Origin of the sequence: Chryseobacterium sp. StRB126 (assembly GCF_000829375.1) — a bacterium.
In the GTDB taxonomy this organism is placed as follows: Bacteria; Bacteroidota; Bacteroidia; order Flavobacteriales; family Weeksellaceae; genus Chryseobacterium.
Map to the genome: position 1 here is coordinate 2,873,205 of NZ_AP014624.1, position 17,157 is coordinate 2,890,361.

At 34.9% G+C, this 17,157-nt stretch carries 16 protein-coding genes; 6 read left to right on the forward strand and 10 right to left on the reverse strand.

Features of this window, described 5'->3' with window-relative positions; all coding sequences use genetic code 11:
• The first annotated feature begins 10 nt into the window (after positions 1-10).
• On the forward strand, positions 11-571 hold the full coding sequence (locus CHSO_RS13005) for a hypothetical protein (RefSeq protein WP_045496556.1): 561 nt from the start codon (positions 11-13) through the stop codon (positions 569-571).
• Positions 572-725: 154 nt separating this feature from the next.
• Here the strand turns inward: CHSO_RS13005 and infC are convergent, their stop codons facing one another.
• Positions 726-1,226, reverse strand: coding sequence for a translation initiation factor IF-3 (gene infC / locus CHSO_RS13010; protein ID WP_027372223.1), 501 nt, complete (start codon positions 1,224-1,226; stop codon positions 726-728).
• A 153-nt stretch (positions 1,227-1,379) separates the two neighbouring features.
• Positions 1,380-3,299 (reverse strand): threonine--tRNA ligase, encoded by a 1,920-nt coding sequence (thrS, locus tag CHSO_RS13015; RefSeq protein WP_045496559.1) that lies wholly within the window; start codon positions 3,297-3,299, stop codon positions 1,380-1,382.
• A 383-nt stretch (positions 3,300-3,682) separates the two neighbouring features.
• On the opposite strand from thrS, the gene CHSO_RS13020 reads away from it, so the two are divergent.
• Positions 3,683-4,657 (forward strand): dipeptidase, encoded by a 975-nt coding sequence (locus CHSO_RS13020; protein WP_045496562.1) that lies wholly within the window; start codon positions 3,683-3,685, stop codon positions 4,655-4,657.
• Between the two features lie 204 nt (positions 4,658-4,861).
• Here the strand turns inward: CHSO_RS13020 and CHSO_RS13025 are convergent, their stop codons facing one another.
• The gene (locus CHSO_RS13025) at positions 4,862-6,406 is read right to left on the reverse strand and encodes a hypothetical protein (RefSeq protein WP_045496565.1); all 1,545 of its coding nucleotides are present in this window, start codon (positions 6,404-6,406) and stop codon (positions 4,862-4,864) included.
• Positions 6,407-6,554: 148 nt separating this feature from the next.
• Here CHSO_RS13025 and CHSO_RS13030 point away from each other — a divergent pair, with 148 nt between their 5' ends.
• The 4 genes from CHSO_RS13030 to leuB are packed head-to-tail and all read left to right on the forward strand — an operon-like array spanning position 6,555 to position 10,861.
• A complete protein-coding gene (locus tag CHSO_RS13030) occupies positions 6,555-7,718 on the forward strand; it encodes a 2-isopropylmalate synthase (RefSeq protein WP_084220985.1) in 1,164 nt (387 codons plus the stop codon).
• Positions 7,719-7,749: 31 nt separating this feature from the next.
• Positions 7,750-9,138: a 3-isopropylmalate dehydratase large subunit gene (gene leuC, locus CHSO_RS13035; protein WP_045496568.1), complete on the forward strand. Its 1,389-nt coding sequence runs from the start codon at positions 7,750-7,752 to the stop codon at positions 9,136-9,138.
• A gap of 9 nt (positions 9,139-9,147) precedes the next feature.
• On the forward strand, positions 9,148-9,756 hold the full coding sequence (leuD, locus tag CHSO_RS13040; protein ID WP_045496571.1) for a 3-isopropylmalate dehydratase small subunit: 609 nt from the start codon (positions 9,148-9,150) through the stop codon (positions 9,754-9,756).
• Entirely contained in the window at positions 9,737-10,861 is a 1,125-nt protein-coding gene (gene leuB, locus CHSO_RS13045; protein WP_045496574.1) for a 3-isopropylmalate dehydrogenase, read from the forward strand. The genes leuD and leuB overlap by 20 nt, the downstream gene beginning before the upstream one ends.
• A gap of 129 nt (positions 10,862-10,990) precedes the next feature.
• Here leuB and CHSO_RS13050 read toward each other — a convergent pair whose 3' ends face one another.
• The 7 genes from CHSO_RS13050 to CHSO_RS13080 form a co-directional block, all read right to left on the reverse strand.
• Positions 10,991-11,176: a hypothetical protein gene (locus CHSO_RS13050; protein WP_045496578.1), complete on the reverse strand. Its 186-nt coding sequence runs from the start codon at positions 11,174-11,176 to the stop codon at positions 10,991-10,993.
• 14 nt (positions 11,177-11,190) lie between these two features.
• Complete coding sequence (locus tag CHSO_RS13055; protein ID WP_045496581.1) at positions 11,191-11,796, reverse strand: DUF4230 domain-containing protein; 606 nt, start codon at positions 11,794-11,796, stop codon at positions 11,191-11,193.
• A 2-nt stretch (positions 11,797-11,798) separates the two neighbouring features.
• Entirely contained in the window at positions 11,799-12,362 is a 564-nt protein-coding gene (locus tag CHSO_RS13060) for a thioredoxin family protein (protein WP_045496585.1), read from the reverse strand.
• Between the two features lie 3 nt (positions 12,363-12,365).
• Complete coding sequence (locus CHSO_RS13065; protein WP_045496588.1) at positions 12,366-12,833, reverse strand: nucleoside triphosphate pyrophosphohydrolase family protein; 468 nt, start codon at positions 12,831-12,833, stop codon at positions 12,366-12,368.
• Between the two features lie 335 nt (positions 12,834-13,168).
• Complete coding sequence (locus CHSO_RS13070; protein WP_045496591.1) at positions 13,169-13,588, reverse strand: hypothetical protein; 420 nt, start codon at positions 13,586-13,588, stop codon at positions 13,169-13,171.
• 11 nt (positions 13,589-13,599) lie between these two features.
• Positions 13,600-14,316: a glycohydrolase toxin TNT-related protein gene (locus CHSO_RS13075; RefSeq protein WP_045496594.1), complete on the reverse strand. Its 717-nt coding sequence runs from the start codon at positions 14,314-14,316 to the stop codon at positions 13,600-13,602.
• A 434-nt stretch (positions 14,317-14,750) separates the two neighbouring features.
• Positions 14,751-16,982: a zinc-dependent metalloprotease gene (locus CHSO_RS13080; protein ID WP_045496597.1), complete on the reverse strand. Its 2,232-nt coding sequence runs from the start codon at positions 16,980-16,982 to the stop codon at positions 14,751-14,753.
• Positions 16,983-17,157: the final 175 nt, after the last annotated feature.

Here is a 17,157-nt window from a genome sequence, read left to right on the forward strand (position 1 = left end):
TTCATTGTAGATGAAAAAAACAATAACCAGCTTTTCATTTGCCGTAGTTTTATTAGCATCCTGTTCAACTTCTACCGAAAAAAAAGTGAACAGAGTTGATTCTACTGCTGCAAAAAAAGATACAGTTTCTAAACTTACTCCGGAAAAAAATACTATTTCAAAAGTAGAAATACCGGTTGATTTTTCAGAACTGGTTCCTATTGATGTATTGGAGATAAAAAGCAAAAATGTCTATGAAAAATATGGAATAGAATTCTCCGGAAACTGTTATTCATGTGATTTGACAAGTTTATCTATTACGAAGGATAAAATTAAATGGACCAATATCTGTGATAAGAAGGATGCCTTTGAAGTTAGTGATTTCTCTGTCTCCGCCGAAGGAAATACAACCATTTTAAAAACATCAGACAGAACTTATATTTTAACACAAATCGATAAAGCACCCATTTATGAGCTGGTTGTAGAAGGTAAAAAACTTGAATTAAATAAAAATAGAATTGCCAGATATTTTACAACCCAAAAAGCTTTACCGCTTTTTAAAGAACATGACTGTGGTGATTTTGAAGGATAAAAACTAATAAAACCTGTAAGAAAGGGGGGCGAACGAATACAAATGATGTCTACATAGTCCCTCTTTCTTTTCTTTATGAAACTTTTCCGTGAAATTTTGATATAAAAAAACCTCAAAGTAATTTGAGGTTTTTATATGTAAAATAATGACTTAATTATTTTGCTGGTTTTTTAGGACTCATCATCATAATCATTCTCTTTCCTTCAAGCTTAGGAAGCTGATCTACTTTACCCACATGCTCTAGTTCCTGAGCAAGTTTTAAAAGCAAGATTTCTCCCTGATCCTTAAAGATGATCGAACGTCCTTTAAAAAATACGTAGGTCTTCAATTTAGAACCTTCTTCAAGGAATTTCTCAGCATGCTTCTTTTTGAATTCATAATCATGGTCATCAGTCTGAGGTCCGAAACGGATCTCTTTTACAACCACTTTTACTTGCTTAGCTTTAAGTTCCTTCTGTTTTTTCTTTTGCTCGTATAAGAATTTTTTATATTCCAATACTCTTGCAATAAAAGGTTCTGCCTTATCAGAAATTACTACTAGATCCAATTCTTGTTCTGCAGCAATCTGTCTTGCTTTGTCAATTGGATAAATTCCCGGCTCTACGTTATCGCCCACCAAACGAAGCTCTCTCACACGAATTTTATCGTTGATCAAGTGTAAGTCCTCCTGTACAGGACGTCTTTGTGGGCCCCTGTTGTTAAATCTTTGTGCTATTGTATTATAATTTTATTGGTTAACTACTTATTTATATTTAAAGTATTGAGGGTTTAATCATATGCCTCTCAATACTTTAACTTTATTCTTTTATTAAATGGCTGCTTCTTTTTTGAAGTAAGCTGCGAAATCTTCCAGATTCATTACTCCAAGATCTCCCTCGCCACGTCTTCTTACAGAAATTGTGCCTTCGTTCTCTTCATTTTCTCCTACTACAAGCATGAAAGGAATCTTCTTTAATTCAGCATCACGGATTTTTTTACCCGTTTTCTCGTTTCTGTCATCAATCTGACCGCTAATATCGTGATTTTCCAAAAATTGTGAAACTTTTTTTGCATAATCTACATATTTTTCACTGATTGGAAGAATGATAAACTGATCCGGGCTCAACCATAGAGGGAAATCTCCCGCAGTATTTTCCAATAAGATTGCGATAAAACGCTCCATAGAACCAAAAGGAGCTCTGTGGATCATTACCGGTCTGTGCTTCTCATTATCATTTCCAATATAGTGCAGATCAAATCTTTCCGGTAAGTTATAATCTACCTGGATCGTTCCAAGCTGCCATTTTCTTCCTAACGCATCTTTCACCATGAAGTCAAGCTTAGGACCGTAGAATGCTGCTTCACCGTATTCAACTACCGTTTTAAGACCTTTCTTCTCTGCAGCATTGATGATTGCAGTTTCAGCTTTTTCCCAGTTTTCATCGGAACCGATATATTTTTCTCTGTTTTCAGGATCTCTTAATGAAACCTGAGTTACAAAATCTTCAAATCCTAAAGATTTGAAAACATAAAGTGTTAAATCAATTACTTTTTCAAACTCTTCAGAAAGCTGATCCGGAGTACAGAATAAGTGGGCATCATCCTGAGTAAATCCACGAACCCTTGTTAATCCGTGAAGCTCTCCACTTTGCTCATATCTGTATACAGTACCGAATTCTGCATATCTTTTTGGTAAATCTCTGTAGCTCCATTGTGAAGTCTTATAGATCTCACAGTGGTGCGGGCAGTTCATTGGTTTCAATAAGAATTCTTCTCCTTCATTTGGAGTTTTGATCGGCTGGAAGCTGTCTGCTCCATATTTATCCCAGTGACCAGACGTTACGTACAATTCTTTAGCTCCGATGTGGGGAGACATTACGAATTCATAACCTCCTTTTTTCTGAGCATCTGAAAGGAAATTTTCCAATTTTCTTCTTAAAGCAGTTCCTTTTGGTAACCAAAGTGGTAAACCGGCACCTACTTTCTCAGAGAAAGCGAAAATTCCAAGCTCTTTCCCAAGCTTTCTGTGGTCCCTTCTTTTAGCCTCCTCTAATCTTTCAAGGTATTCAGTAAGTTCTTTCTGTTTAGGGAAAGAAATACCATATACTCTTGTTAATTGAGGATTCTTTTCGTTTCCTCTCCAATATGCTCCTGCAGCGTTTAAAATCTTTACCGCCTTTACAATTCCTGTGTTAGGAATGTGTCCTCCACGACATAAATCTGTGAAGTTATCATGCGTTACAAAAGTGATTTCTCCATCATTCAGATTAGAGATCAATTCCACTTTGTAAGGATTGTCTGCATACGTTTTTAAAGCGTCTTCTTTAGAAACCGGGTATAAAGAGAAAGTTGAACCTTTCTTAGCATTTTCAAGAACTTTCTTTTCAATCTTTTCAAAATCTTTTTCAGATAAACTTTCATCCCCGAAATCTACATCATAGTAGAAACCGTTCTCAATTGCCGGACCAATAGTCAGCTTAGCATTAGGATAAAATTCAAGGATAGCCTGCGCCAAAAGGTGGGCAGAAGAATGCCAGAAAGCTTTCTTTCCAAGATCATCATTCCAGGTCAACAGTTGTACCGTAGAATCCGTGGTTATAGGTGTGGTTATTTCTACTTGTTTGTCATTAACAATTGCGGAAATGGTATTTCTAGCCAATCCCTCGCTTATAGATTTTGCCACATCTAGAGCAGTTACTGCTCCTTCGAATTCTTTGACACTATTGTCTGGAAGTGTAATTTTTATCATTGTTTACTAAAAAATTTTAAGAGGCAAAAATACGCATTTTTTAGTTAAAATACTATATTAGTCTATATTTAGAATGAGAATTAATATTATGGACAAAAAAGAGCCTAAAGTTTGGGCTGTATTGACTTTTAAACAAGGTGCTACTCTTTATAAAAGCGTTTCCGGATAAGTTATAGAAAAGCAATAGATATTTTAAATCATAAAAACTCATTATAAATATGATGGAATGCCATTAATAGTAGTATTTTGAGACTTTAAAATCATCAAAAAATATCCATGATATGATTCAGATTTTCAGGAGTATAAGATTTTGAAGTTTTCACTTTTTTTCTGAAAAAAATCTACGTTCATATTTTTGAATAAAAATTAAACTACAAATCATTATGAATATGATAAACATTGATTTACACTGTGACCTGTTATACCATCTTTTAAGATCAAACTCAACGATTGATGACAAAGAGCTAGGATGTTCGTTGCCCTATTTGCAGGAAGGAAATGTAAAACTTCAGATAATGGCTATGTATGCAGGAACAGGTAAAGGAAGCACTAATTACGGACTTCAGCAAAGCAAATTATTCTCAGAACTCATCAAAAATGAAAACTTTTTCTTGTTTGAAGGTGAAAATTATAAGAATCCTGAGAATGAAAATCGAGTAGGAGTTATTGCTTCCATCGAAAACGCTTCTGCTTTTTGTGATGAAAATGAAAGCCTGGACTCAGGTTTTAAAAACCTTGAAACCATTATTGAAAATACTCAAAAAGTATTTTATATCGGAATTACCCACCATTTAGAAAACCGTTTCGGAGGCGGAAATAATGCTACTGCCGGACTAAAAGAAGATGGAAAAGTGTTGATTGATTATATTGCAGACCGAAAAATAGCTATAGATCTGGCACACACAAGCGATCAGCTGGCTTATGATATTTTTACTTATATAGATCGGAAAAACTATTCAATTCCTATTCTGGCAAGCCATTCCAATTACAGAACAGTATATAAAAACAACCGAAACCTTCCGGATGAACTGGCAAAAGAAGTGATTAACAGAAATGGTTTGATCGGCTTAAACTTTATTAAAGATTATGTAGATCTTGAAAATCCTGAAAGGCTTTATGAACATATCCAGTACGGGCTTGATCTGGGCGGAGAAAACAATATTGCCTATGGAGCCGATTATTTTTATTGGAAAGATCATCCGGATACATCCCGCCATCCGTTTTTCTTTGAAGAACATTCTAATGCATCAGTCTATCCATCTATTAATAGAGAGATTGAAAAAAGATTCTCTTCCGAACTTGTAGAAAAGATTAGTCATAAAAATGCTTTACACTTTATAGAAAGTATTTATAAGTAGAAGTTTTACAAATTAGATATTAATGGGATTTAATCAGGTGTTTTAATATGTTCCATGTTGGAAATTAATACTTTGTATGAATTCCTATGTGTCCTTTTGTTTGTAAAAAGAAACTAAAGGACACATAGATGAATGCCGGATATTTTTAAATGTTCTTATAGATTATCTGCGTAATCTGCAAAATCAGTGAGAGAAAAATCCATACTAACTTTTTCTTTTATACTTTACTTTTTGTTTGATGATTTCAATTACGTCAACATTCTGAACTTTAGATTTGATCCACCCATGAATATCAATATAGAATAATGACCTTCTGTAGTACTCATTTGTAGAAAATTCTTCAAGCTTTTCATCAAAAATTTCAAATGCTTTCTGTCTTTGATCTGGTACCTGATTATTCAGATTTTTAAAAAACTGAATACTCTCAAAGTGAAATTCTTCAGGCTTTTTCATCTTTTTAGCAAATTTCAGGGTAGATGCAACGAATTCATCATAGTCTTCATCATTTCCGGATTCGTACTTAGACATTAAAATCAGAATCCGGGTATGAAATAATAAATCTTCCTGTACATTACCCTTTGATTCTATAATTCTCATTGAATATTCAATGGCTTTTTTATACATCTTACTGCCGAAAAACATGGCTGCCATTTTAAGATAAAGAATCATAAAGTGGTGTTCATCAATTCTTTCCCGCAGCTTTTCCATTTTCAATTCAATTTCAGGAATAAGTTTTGTACCTGTGAAAAATTCACCTTTCACAAAATGAATGTTCATCAGCGTATTATAATGGGTAAGGAAAATAAGAGACTGAAGATTCTCATTCTGGGCAAAATTTTCAGCATTAACCCTTATATTAAATTCCTTAAAATGCTCCTCCAGAATATCAATGTTTCCATACAAGAACAGGATTTTAAGCAGATAAGTATTCCCTTTAATATACCAAACCGGATGGCTGAAGATCATCTCCGGTCTTTTATGAAACAGATCTACCCATTGATAGGCATATTTCAGAGTGTATTTATAATCCTGCAACAGCTGATTCTTCCAGACATGAGCTTTAAAATACCACAATTTTTCAGTAAAATTCAATTTATCAAATTTGATATTTTTAATTTCAGCATTAAAAATGTTCAGAACTTCTTCTCGGTCTGCATCATTTTTTACATAGCCGTGAGTCAGCATCTCACTGTATAATTTCAGAGAAAGGTTGGAAAGTTTTGTGGTATATCGGTTTTGTTTGCTTAATTCCTGAGATTGTCTGATCAGTTCTTCAGCCCGTCCTTCAAAACTTCGTGTAATAAATTGGGATTCAATAACCTTTTCCAAATCTATGATTTCAGAAGCAATACTTTTTTCATCCAGTTCCAAGGCAGACTGCTTGGTTTTATCCAATATTTTTAATGCCTGTTTATAAAGTCCTTTTTGGTATAAAATATTAGCAAAATCCAATTGTTCCCGAAGCTGGATCCTGTAATTCTGATGGCTTGGATTCATTCGGAGGCTCACCAATATTTGTTTGTAGAGATGCGCTTTCAGGTTAGAGAGTTGCTGCTTGGTAGATATTTTCTTTTCAATAATGATGCTTTCATCGTATTCCTTCATTTTATCCATTTCAGAGAAAAGAAGTAAAAATTTGGCATCTACATTAATTCCGAGGCGGTTTACATACAGCTTAAACTGTCGCTTTTCGGAAGTCGTCAATGACTTTACCAGTACAAACAAAAAATCTTTCTGCAATTCTGCCATTGTAAATTTTTAAAATTTAAATAATTAAATATCAGTAATATATGCTTATTTCTTCAACCGTTGAATATTGTAATTTTCTGAAAATTTGAAAACAAAAAAATATTGCAAGCTGTAGTTTTGAATCAAAATTAAGTAAAAAACTTCATTTATGAATTCCGAAAAAATTGAAATTTTTGATACCACACTACGAGATGGGGAACAGGTTCCTGGTTGTAAACTGAATACAAAACAGAAACTGATTATTGCTGAAAAGCTTGATGAACTGGGAGTTGATATCATTGAAGCAGGATTTCCGATTTCCAGTCCTGGAGATTTTGAATCTGTTGCTGAAATTTCAAAACTCGTAAGAAATGCAAAGGTATGCGGATTGACAAGAGCTAACAAAAAGGATATTGACACTGCTGCGGAAGCCTTACAATTTGCAAAGAAACCAAGAATTCACACGGGAATCGGAACTTCTGATTCACATATCAAATACAAATTCAACTCAACCAGAGAGAATATTATAGAACGCGCTGCAGAAGCAGTAAGGTATGCTAAAAACTATGTTGAAGATGTAGAATTTTACGCAGAAGATGCAGGAAGAACAGATAATGCTTATCTGGCTCAGGTATGTGAAGCCGTCATTAAAGCAGGTGCTACAGTGCTAAACATTCCTGATACTACAGGATACTGTTTGCCGGAAGAATATGGTCAGAAAATTAAATATCTGAGAGAAAATGTAAAAGGAATTGAAAAAGCCGTTTTGTCTTGCCATTGCCATAATGATTTAGGTTTAGCTACAGCCAATTCAATTTCCGGAGCTATTAACGGAGCACGCCAAATTGAATGTACAATTAACGGATTAGGAGAAAGAGCAGGAAATACAGCCCTGGAAGAAGTCGTCATGATTCTGAAACAGCACAAACACTTGAATCTGCATACAGATGTTAACTCCAGAATGTTAAATGAAATGAGCAATATGGTTTCTGATCTGATGGGAATGTCTGTACAGCCAAATAAAGCCATTGTAGGCGCTAATGCATTTGCTCACAGTTCAGGAATCCATCAGGATGGTGTTATCAAAAACAGAGAAACCTATGAAATCATTGATCCTGCTGAAGTAGGAGTTAATGCATCATCCATCATTCTTACAGCAAGAAGCGGACGTTCAGCATTAGCTTACCGTTTTAAACATATTGGCCATGATGTCACTAAAGAAGAGCTGGATTATCTGTATCAGGAATTCTTAAAAATAGCAGACCTTAAGAAAGAAATAGGCAATGAAGATCTGGCAATGATCATGGAAACATGCAGCAGAAAAATAGGATAGAGGGTTTGATTTAATTCAAGATAAAGTAAAAATGAACAACGATAAAAAGACACTTTTTGATAAAGTTTGGGACGCTCATGTTGTAGATACTGTTCCGGATGGGCCACAGGTAATCTATATTGATAAACATCTGATTCATGAAGTAACCAGCCCACAGGCTTTTGCCGAATTAGAATCCAGAAATCTGGAAATATTCAGACCGGAACAAATTGTAGCTACGGCCGATCATAATGTTCCAACCCTTCATCAGGAAAAACCCATCCGTGATGAATTATCAAGAAATCAGGTTCAGCAATTGACTGAAAATTGCCAGAAAAACAATATTGAATTATTCGGTTTAGGACATCAGTATCAGGGAATTGTTCACATCATTGCTCCTGAACTTGGGATTACACAACCGGGAATGAGTATTGTTTGTGGTGACAGCCATACATCCACCCATGGGGCTTTTGGGTCTATTGCCTTTGGTATCGGAACCAGCCAGGTAGCTCAGGTTTTTGCCAGTCAGTGTCTGCTGCTTAACAAACCTAAATCAATGAGAATTACCGTGAGTGGTAAGCTTAACGAAAATGTTCAGTCTAAAGATGTTATCCTTTATATCATTTCAAAAATAGGAACCGATGGCGGAACAGGGTATTTCTGTGAATATGCCGGAAATGTATTTGAAGAAATGTCCATGGAAGGAAGAATGACGGTTTGCAATATGAGTATTGAAATGGGTGCCAGAGGAGGAATGATTGCTCCGGATGAAACCACTTTTGAATACGTGAAGGGAAGAAAGTTTGCCCCAACAGGAGAAGAATGGGAGGAGAAAGTAGCCTATTGGAATACCCTTAAAACTGATGACGAAGCTGTTTTTGATAAAGAACTGTTCTTTGATGCGGCCGATATTTATCCAATGATTACTTATGGAACCAATCCGGGAATGGGAATTTCAATTCATGAAACAATTCCAACGCCACAAAACGAATCTGAAGCGAAAGCTTTACAATATATGGGATTGGAAGCAGGGCAAACTCCATCAAGCATACCAATCAATTATGTATTTATAGGAAGCTGTACGAATGCAAGAATTGAAGATTTCCGATCTGCTGCTCAATATATTAAAGGGAAAAGTAAATCTGAAGCCGTAAAAGCTTTGATTGTTCCAGGCTCTCAGCAGGTGGTAAAACAAATTTATGAAGAAGGACTGGATAAAATCTTTAATGATGCAGGATTTCAGATCCGACAGCCCGGATGCTCAGCTTGTTTAGCCATGAATGATGATAAAATTCCTGAGGGAGAATATTGTGTTTCCACTTCAAACAGGAATTTTGAAGGAAGACAGGGACAGGGAGCAAGAACCATCCTTGCAAGTCCGCTTACCGCTGCCAAAGCAGCTATAGAAGGCAGAATTTCAGCTTTTGAAAGTTTAAATTAAAAACAAAACATGCAAAAATTAGTTATCATAAAATCCACTGCAGTTCCATTGCCGGCAGAAAATATAGATACAGATCAGATTATTCCGGCAAGATTTTTAAAAAGTATTGATAGAAAAGGATTTGGAGAAAATCTGTTCAGAGATTGGAGGTTTAACATTCATACGAATGAGCCTAATCCTGATTTTGTTCTGAACAATCCTAAATTCAATGGTGAAATTCTAGTGGCAGGAAATAACTTCGGATGTGGAAGCAGCCGTGAACATGCTGCCTGGGCATTAACAGATTTCGGATTTAAGGTTATTGTTTCAAGCTATTTTGCCGATATTTTTAAAGGAAATGCTTTAAATAATGGTCTCCTTCCTGTAAAGGTTTCTGAGGAATTTTTAAAAGAAATTTTAGAAGGAATCAATGAAAACCCGAATAATGAAATTGCGATTGATGTGGAATTACAATCCATCAGCTTTAAAGATACCACCGAAACTTTTGAGCTTGATTCTTATAAAAAAATATGCCTTATGAACGGCTATGACGATATTGATTTTTTAATCAGCAAAAAACAGGCGATTACAGAATTTGAACTAAAGACACAAAAAACAAATGAACAACAATTATTTTAAAATCGCAGTTCTTCCAGGAGATGGAATCGGACCGGAAATTATCAGTGAAAGCATTAAGATTTTGGATGTGATTGCTGAAGTTTTTCAATACAAATTTCAATTCGATTATGGACTGATTGGTGCGGAAGCTATTTTTAAAACTGGAGACCCATTGCCGGAAGAAACATTAAAGATTTGTAAAGAATCAGATGCTGTGCTTTTTGGAGCGATAGGAGATCCGGCATTTGACAATAATCCTGAAGCTAAAGTGAGGCCTGAGCAAGGTTTGTTGAAGCTTCGTAAGGAACTAGGATTATTCGCCAATATCCGTCCTTTAAAAACATATGCTTCTCTGATTGAAAAAAGCCCACTTAAAAGAGAAATTATTGAAGGTGCGGATATCCAGATTTTCAGAGAACTGGTAAGTGGAATATATTTTGGTGAAAAATTTACAGACCCTGAAGGAGCTTATGCTTACGATGTATGCCAATACAGCAGGGAAGATATTCTTCCCATTGCCCACATGGCATTCCAGGAAGCGCAGAAAAGAAATAAAAAACTGACATTAATTGATAAAGCCAATGTATTGGATACTTCCAGATTATGGAGAAAAATCTGTCAGGAAATCGCTTCGGAATATCCGGATGTACAGTTGGATTATATGTTTGTAGATAATGCTGCTATGCAATTAATCCTTAATCCGAAACAGTTTGATGTTATTTTAACGGAGAACATGTTCGGAGATATTATTTCCGATGAAGCAAGTGTGATTGGAGGGTCTATCGGGTTGCTTCCGTCAGCGTCAGTAGGAGAGAAGAATGCATTGTTTGAACCTATCCACGGTTCATATCCACAGGCAAAAGGAAAAGGAATTGCGAATCCTATAGCTTCCATTTTAAGTGTGGCCATGATGCTGGATCATCTCGGATTACAACCTGCAGCCAACAAGCTTAGACAGTCTGTAGAACACGCTATTGAAAACAAATATGTTACGATTGATCTTAATACAAAGCAATATTATTCTACCAGTGAAGTGGGAGGCTTTATTGCAGATCATATTAAGTATTCTGAAAAGTCCTATTATAATTTTGAGAATATAAAGATCGGAAAATCAACCATCGTATAATTAGATTAAAGTTCACTTAAGATAGATAGTTAGAAGAAAGGTTCTGCCTCGTATAAGACAGAACCTTTCGATTTTTATTTTCTGAAGTGTTTTAATCCTTTTTAGAAAAATGGATCTCAACAACTCATTCTACTCTTTTGTATTATCCGTTTTTCCTGATTTGTTTTTGGAAGCTTTCTGAATGTCTTCTTTATTAATCTCAGGGGGATTAACCTTTTCCGATGACGCAGGAATATTTTTGAAATCCTGATTTTGTCTTTTGGTTTCTGCTGAGTTAGCAGATTCCTTTTTTTTGTTATTTCCTTTTGAGTCCATTGCTTGAATTATTTTTAGAGTCCAAGAATACCGATCTTTCCGGTCTTATCTTCTATAGTATAATTCAAAGCTTTTGCCAAAACAAAAATATTATCAAGATTTTCCATTAATTGTTTACGTCCTTCGGTTCTTAACTGGTTTTGATCTATAGATTTTATCGCCGTTTCTTTAGCTTTTACAGTTACATTTTTAATGTCCTTTTCAGAAATTCTATTAAAAAAAGAATCATCCAAAGACTGAATTTCAACGCTAGGCGTAATTTTAATATCTGCATCAGGAAGTTCGGTGATCACCAGCTTTTTGTTGATGGAATCTACTTCAATCTTCATTTTATTCAGATCATAAGAAACCTGAGCATTGGTCTTTGTAAAGGTAATGATGCTGTTACTTGAAACTTCTTTACCCATGAATTCATAACCCATTTTGGTTTTCTGCATGGTAGAGTTATTCTGTTCTATTACAACCATCTTATTCATTTTAGAAATCTGGTTGGTCAGGATATAATAATCTGACTTTTCCGTTTTCTTACTAAGATTCAAACAGGATTTAAGCCCAAAAAACAGAAGTACCATAACACCGGCACCGGCTACAAACGATAAAATTGTTTTATAATTTCTCAAATCTATTTAAAAATTTCTTTAATTACAGATGAGTCATTCTTCTTCAGAATTTCAACTAAATCTCTTTCAATATATCCACTGGTAGGCATTTCTATAATTCTTCCTACTTCTTTTCCATATCTTTTCACGATGATGGTAGGAACTTTCTGAATGTTGTAAAGAGATTCGTCTCCTGTAGGAGATTCTTTTTTACGGTTAACCGCAATAATGGTCATTTTTCCTTCCGGATAACCTGTTTCTTCCAATATTTTTGTTAATCTTGGGAAATCTCTGTGACTGTCTTCACACCAGGTTCCCATAAAAACGATAATATCATAAGAGGCCAGTCTTTCTTTTTTCAGTTCACTAATCGCCTTTTGATCCAAAGCATATTCATCATGTTCTTTTACATACCAATCGGCATAAGGAGCTTTTAAAAACTGTTCTTTCAACTGATGTCCCAGAAGCATCTTACCATCTTTTTCAGTGGTGACTTCACGGTTAACCACTACTTTCTGAGCACTAAGCTGCTGAGTAGCTAACAATAAACTTGAAGCGGTAACAATATTTGTAATAAATTTTTTCATATTCTATTTCTCAATAATTGACTTTAGATCAGCAGGAGAGTAGTATTTGTTTTTTAATACTTTATGATCTGCTTTTCTGTAGACATTGAACTTTTCACCAGATTTCTCATAAAAAGATTCTACGTCTTTTTCTTTATAGAATTCAACAGTCTCATTAGCCTGTTCTTCGTTATCACAAGCTTTCGACATGTTGGAACGCTGAACTTCGTTGAATAGCTCTACAAATTTGTTGCCAAGTCCGAATTCCAATACAGCACCACTTAAAACATACTGTAAATCACAAAGAGCATCTGCAATTTCTACAATATTATTATCTGCAATTGCTTGCTTCAGTTCATTAAGTTCTTCCTGTAGAAGTTCTACTCTAAGATTGCATCTTTCCGGAGAAGGAATTTGTGGGGTGTCTAGAATAGGGGCTTTGAAAGTAGTATGGAATTCTGCTACTTGGTTCAAACTATCAATTTTATCCATGAAATTTTTTATTTATGACAAAGATAGAAAACGATTTGTTAATGGTGAAATGTAGGATGAAAAATAAGAATCATTAGATGAATGATTATTGTTTTTTTTACCACAGATGACACAGGTTTTCACAGATGTTTACCTTACCAACAGTCTGTAAAATATTCTTATTCATAATCCTCTGTGTTAATCCGTGAAATTTGTGGTTTAAAATTTATATTATCAACTCTTATTTACTTGTTTTGCATATTATCTATATAATTTTCGAACGGTTAGTTTAAGAGTCAAAAAAACCACGGCTCTATAGCTGTGGTTTTGGTTTAAGATATGCTGATGATATTCAATTATTCAACTTCCTGATATTCCCAGATTCCGGAGATATTTAATATTTCTAGGCTTGGCTGTTTTTCGCCATAGCTAAATAGGCAAATATAATTTGTATTGCAGGATATACAGCTTGTTCCGAAGTATAAGGTAGGCAGCTCATTAACGGTTAATTCTCCATAATGCTGCATTCTCTGTGAAGTTTCAGTAACCATCTGATTCTTTAATAATTCAGATTTTGATAGTACTTTGTCTTCATGGTAGATTTGAAAAATCGGAAATCCAGATTGATAAGGAGATATTTCAACTGAGTTTTCATGGCCACATTCACAGCAGGTAAATTTGGCTACTGCAGCCGGGATGGTTTCATCATTGATGAATCTGTCTTTTTGAAGTAAAGCTTTATTGCCAATCTTTATTTTTTTTGATATTGAATACATCTGGGTTTAATTTAATTCTGAATAACGGTTCCTTCCAGGTTAGGGTATTTTCCACTCGGGCTCTTTTTAATCGTAATTTTTATATACCCTTCTTCCGCTAATTTATTCCAAGTTTTTGGATATCCGGTATTAATATCAATAGGAATTTTCCACATGGTTTGTTTTCCGTTTCCAGTCTGATTAAACCAGGGAATAATATCTGCTGTTTGAGATTTAAAAGGCAATGCATTAAGGACATCTATCTGATAATAGAAATCATATTTATTTTCAGGCTGGTTTAATGCTCTTTCGGCAAATGTATACACATACCCATTAATGATCGGGCTGGTAAAGTTTCCACCTAACGTTGGATTTCCGGTTCCATTATAACTTCCTACAGCACCACTGTATCTGTCATATTTTTGTCCGGCCTGTATAGCAACATCATCCACAATATTATATCCGCCGTTTGCCGGGGGCCATCCACTGTTCAGGTTATTAGCCTGGAATAGTTTTTCCAATTCCTTCCAGCTTCCCTGCTTGTATAAATCAAATGCCTGAGCTCTGATTGTTGGGTTTACTTTGTTGTCTGGATCATACGTTGCTGCAAAATCATTAGCATCTTTGTAAAATACAATTTTAACCGGGCTAGGTTTGATAACGATTTCTTCTTCTCTGTCATCAGAGCTACAGGCCATAGAAAAAGAGGCAATAGCCAAAATAAAGAAGTACTTAAATAAATGTTTCATATAAAAAAATTAAAATTATTTGAAATTTAAATAGGTATTATCAGGGATGCAGATCAATGCCAATGCGTATGGATAGAATGATTATCTTTTATAGCTATACCGTTTTTTTCTTTAATATAAAAACGTTTGATTTCTACTCCGTTGTTTCTCACATGGAAATAAAGAAGTAAAATAACGGGATAAATCAGTATTAGAAAGCTGTTGAAAGCTTCCCCTAAATACAAACTGGTAACGGTACAATAAAAGAATAATATTGAGTGATAAAATTAGCCAAAAATCTCACATTATATAATATTATTTTCAACAAAATATAATTATTAAAATTAATTACATGAATATTAATATTTTAAATGATAAAATATCAAAATCAATAAAGATCCAAATAAAAAAGACCACTCATATGAGCAGCCTTTCTAATTTATATTTTAAAAGTCCTATTTTTTAATAAACATTTTTGAGAATTTTTCAATATGGATCACATAATTTCCTTTTACCAGGTTGCTTACATTCACTGTTCCGTTTTGAAGAGTGTCTTCAATAACCAGTTTTCCGGACATGTCATAGATTTTAAATCTTTCTGACCTGGTATTTGAAAGTGTTAAAATATCCTTCACCGGATTTGGATACAATTTAATTTCTATTGAACCTGCCAGTTGATTTTCTGCAGTAGATAACTCGCTGGTGGTTACAGAAATATCAGCATTATTAACATCAAAAAAGATATGATTGCTTCCTTTCACCATAATTCTCCCCGAACGGGTTGGAACATTAGGAATGATCACAGCTTCTGAACCATCATTAGGCGTTCCAGCCAGTAGAGTAGTCCAGGTTTCTCCATTATCGGTTGACCAAAGGATATCTACATTAGCAGCATTGATATTATTAGCCGTTGTTCCTGCTACATCCCAGGTTACGGTTTGAGAGCTTCCACCCACATAAGATAGAGTATTGTTCTGAGAAGTGATAAGGAAAGGCCCTGCAAGAGCATTCACTGTGATTTTAGCGTCATCAGAATTATTTCCGGCTCCTCCTAATCTGTTATCTCTAACGGTAAATCTGAAATTCAGATCCCTTGAAACAGAAGATAATGCTTCAACATTAATTTCTTGTCCCATTGTTTCTGTAGCTCCTTTTAAAATAGTTGCCATTTGTGGAAAATATCTTATGGGAGAAACTGTTGGCACCCATGATCTGAATGTTGGTCCCGCAGTTTTGGTAGCTGTAGCCGCAGAATTACTTCCTGTTTGGGAAGATGTTCCATGATCCATCTGTTCCCAGATATAGGTAAGTGAATCTCCATCCGAATCAGTTCCGGTACCTGTCAGTACAAATGGTGTACCTTGAGGGATTATATAATCTGCTCCGGCATTAGCTGTAGGAACGGTGTTTCCTGTAGGCGTATTGACAGAACATGTTTTTGTTTTAATATTATTTGTGATTTGTTCAATGCTGCGGGCATGAAAAAACGGATCTGAATGTTTCTGCACATCATAAAGCGTAATTCCCGCATACCCCATAATTGTAGATCCGGAGCCAGGCTCTACAGGCTGTAATCCTACTTGTGTACTATTTGACCATGTATGGTTTCCTCCAAACTGATGTCCCATTTCGTGGGCCACAAAATCAATATCAAAGGTATCCCCTGAAGGAATACCATTAGAAGGAGAAGTATATCCACTGCCTTTATAATTTTCAGGATAAGTAGTACCCTGATAAACATATGTTGACATATCATCACTGCATAAACAACCTATGCACCCAGCATTTCCGCCACCCCCTGTAGCACCGAATAAGTGGCCAATATCAAAATTGGCATTCCCGATTTTTGAATTCAGATCATTCATCAGTTCAAAATTCCATTTATTCATTTGCGAGGATGTAGAAAAGGGATCATTATTGGCATCTGTGTAAACAATAGCATCGTTATTGGGGATCAAAACCATTCTTGCTGCAAAGTCATTCTCAAAAATACCATTAACGCGTGTCAATGTATTATTCATAGCAGCCAGGGCATCAGCTTTTGTTCCTCCAAAATAGGCTGCATATTCTCCTGTACACGAAAGTGCCAGTCTGAATGTTCTTAAAACAGCATCATCAGCATTTTTGGCTGTAATAACGTTAGAGGCTCCTTTTTGGGCAGATTCCAGTACTTTACATTCAAAATTATTTAAGTCATTTTTTCTGTCAGAGCGTTTATAAACAGCATAAGTGGAAAGGTCTTTGGTGTATGGCTCAATAAAAACAGCAGATTTATCACCATAAATTTCCATGGAAGATAAACCTAATGAAGAAATACTGAAATAAACCGTTGATGTTTTATCCTTTAATCCCTGGCCGATATAGGATTTAATATCCGGATATTTAGCAGCCAATTCAGGATCAAAATTTGAGTTTTCCGTTACGGTGAAACGTTCCATTTTCCCCGATGAATTAGGAAGAGAAATAATAACCGACGATTTTTCTGTTGCTCTTTTAGGCGTTCTTGCCAGCACATTTTTCAGCCCATTAATGTCCAGATGAAAAATTCTTGGATCATTTATATTTTTCATATTCTCATGAACAGAGGATAAACTTTCTTTAGATTTTCTAGACCATAGACGATCTGTTTGTGCGGAAGAAACGCCAGATAATACCAGCATCCCCATCATTAATAATTGTTTTTTCATGTTGCCGTGAATTTTTTATATCATTCAAAACTAATAAAAATTTTATTAAAATATTATTTTTCTTTAGAATAATTTAAAATAATAATTAAAGAAAACATTCAACTCATTGAATATAAACCATAAAAAAACTGCTCTAAAAATAGAGCAGTTTCACATCGGTTACAATTTTTATGGT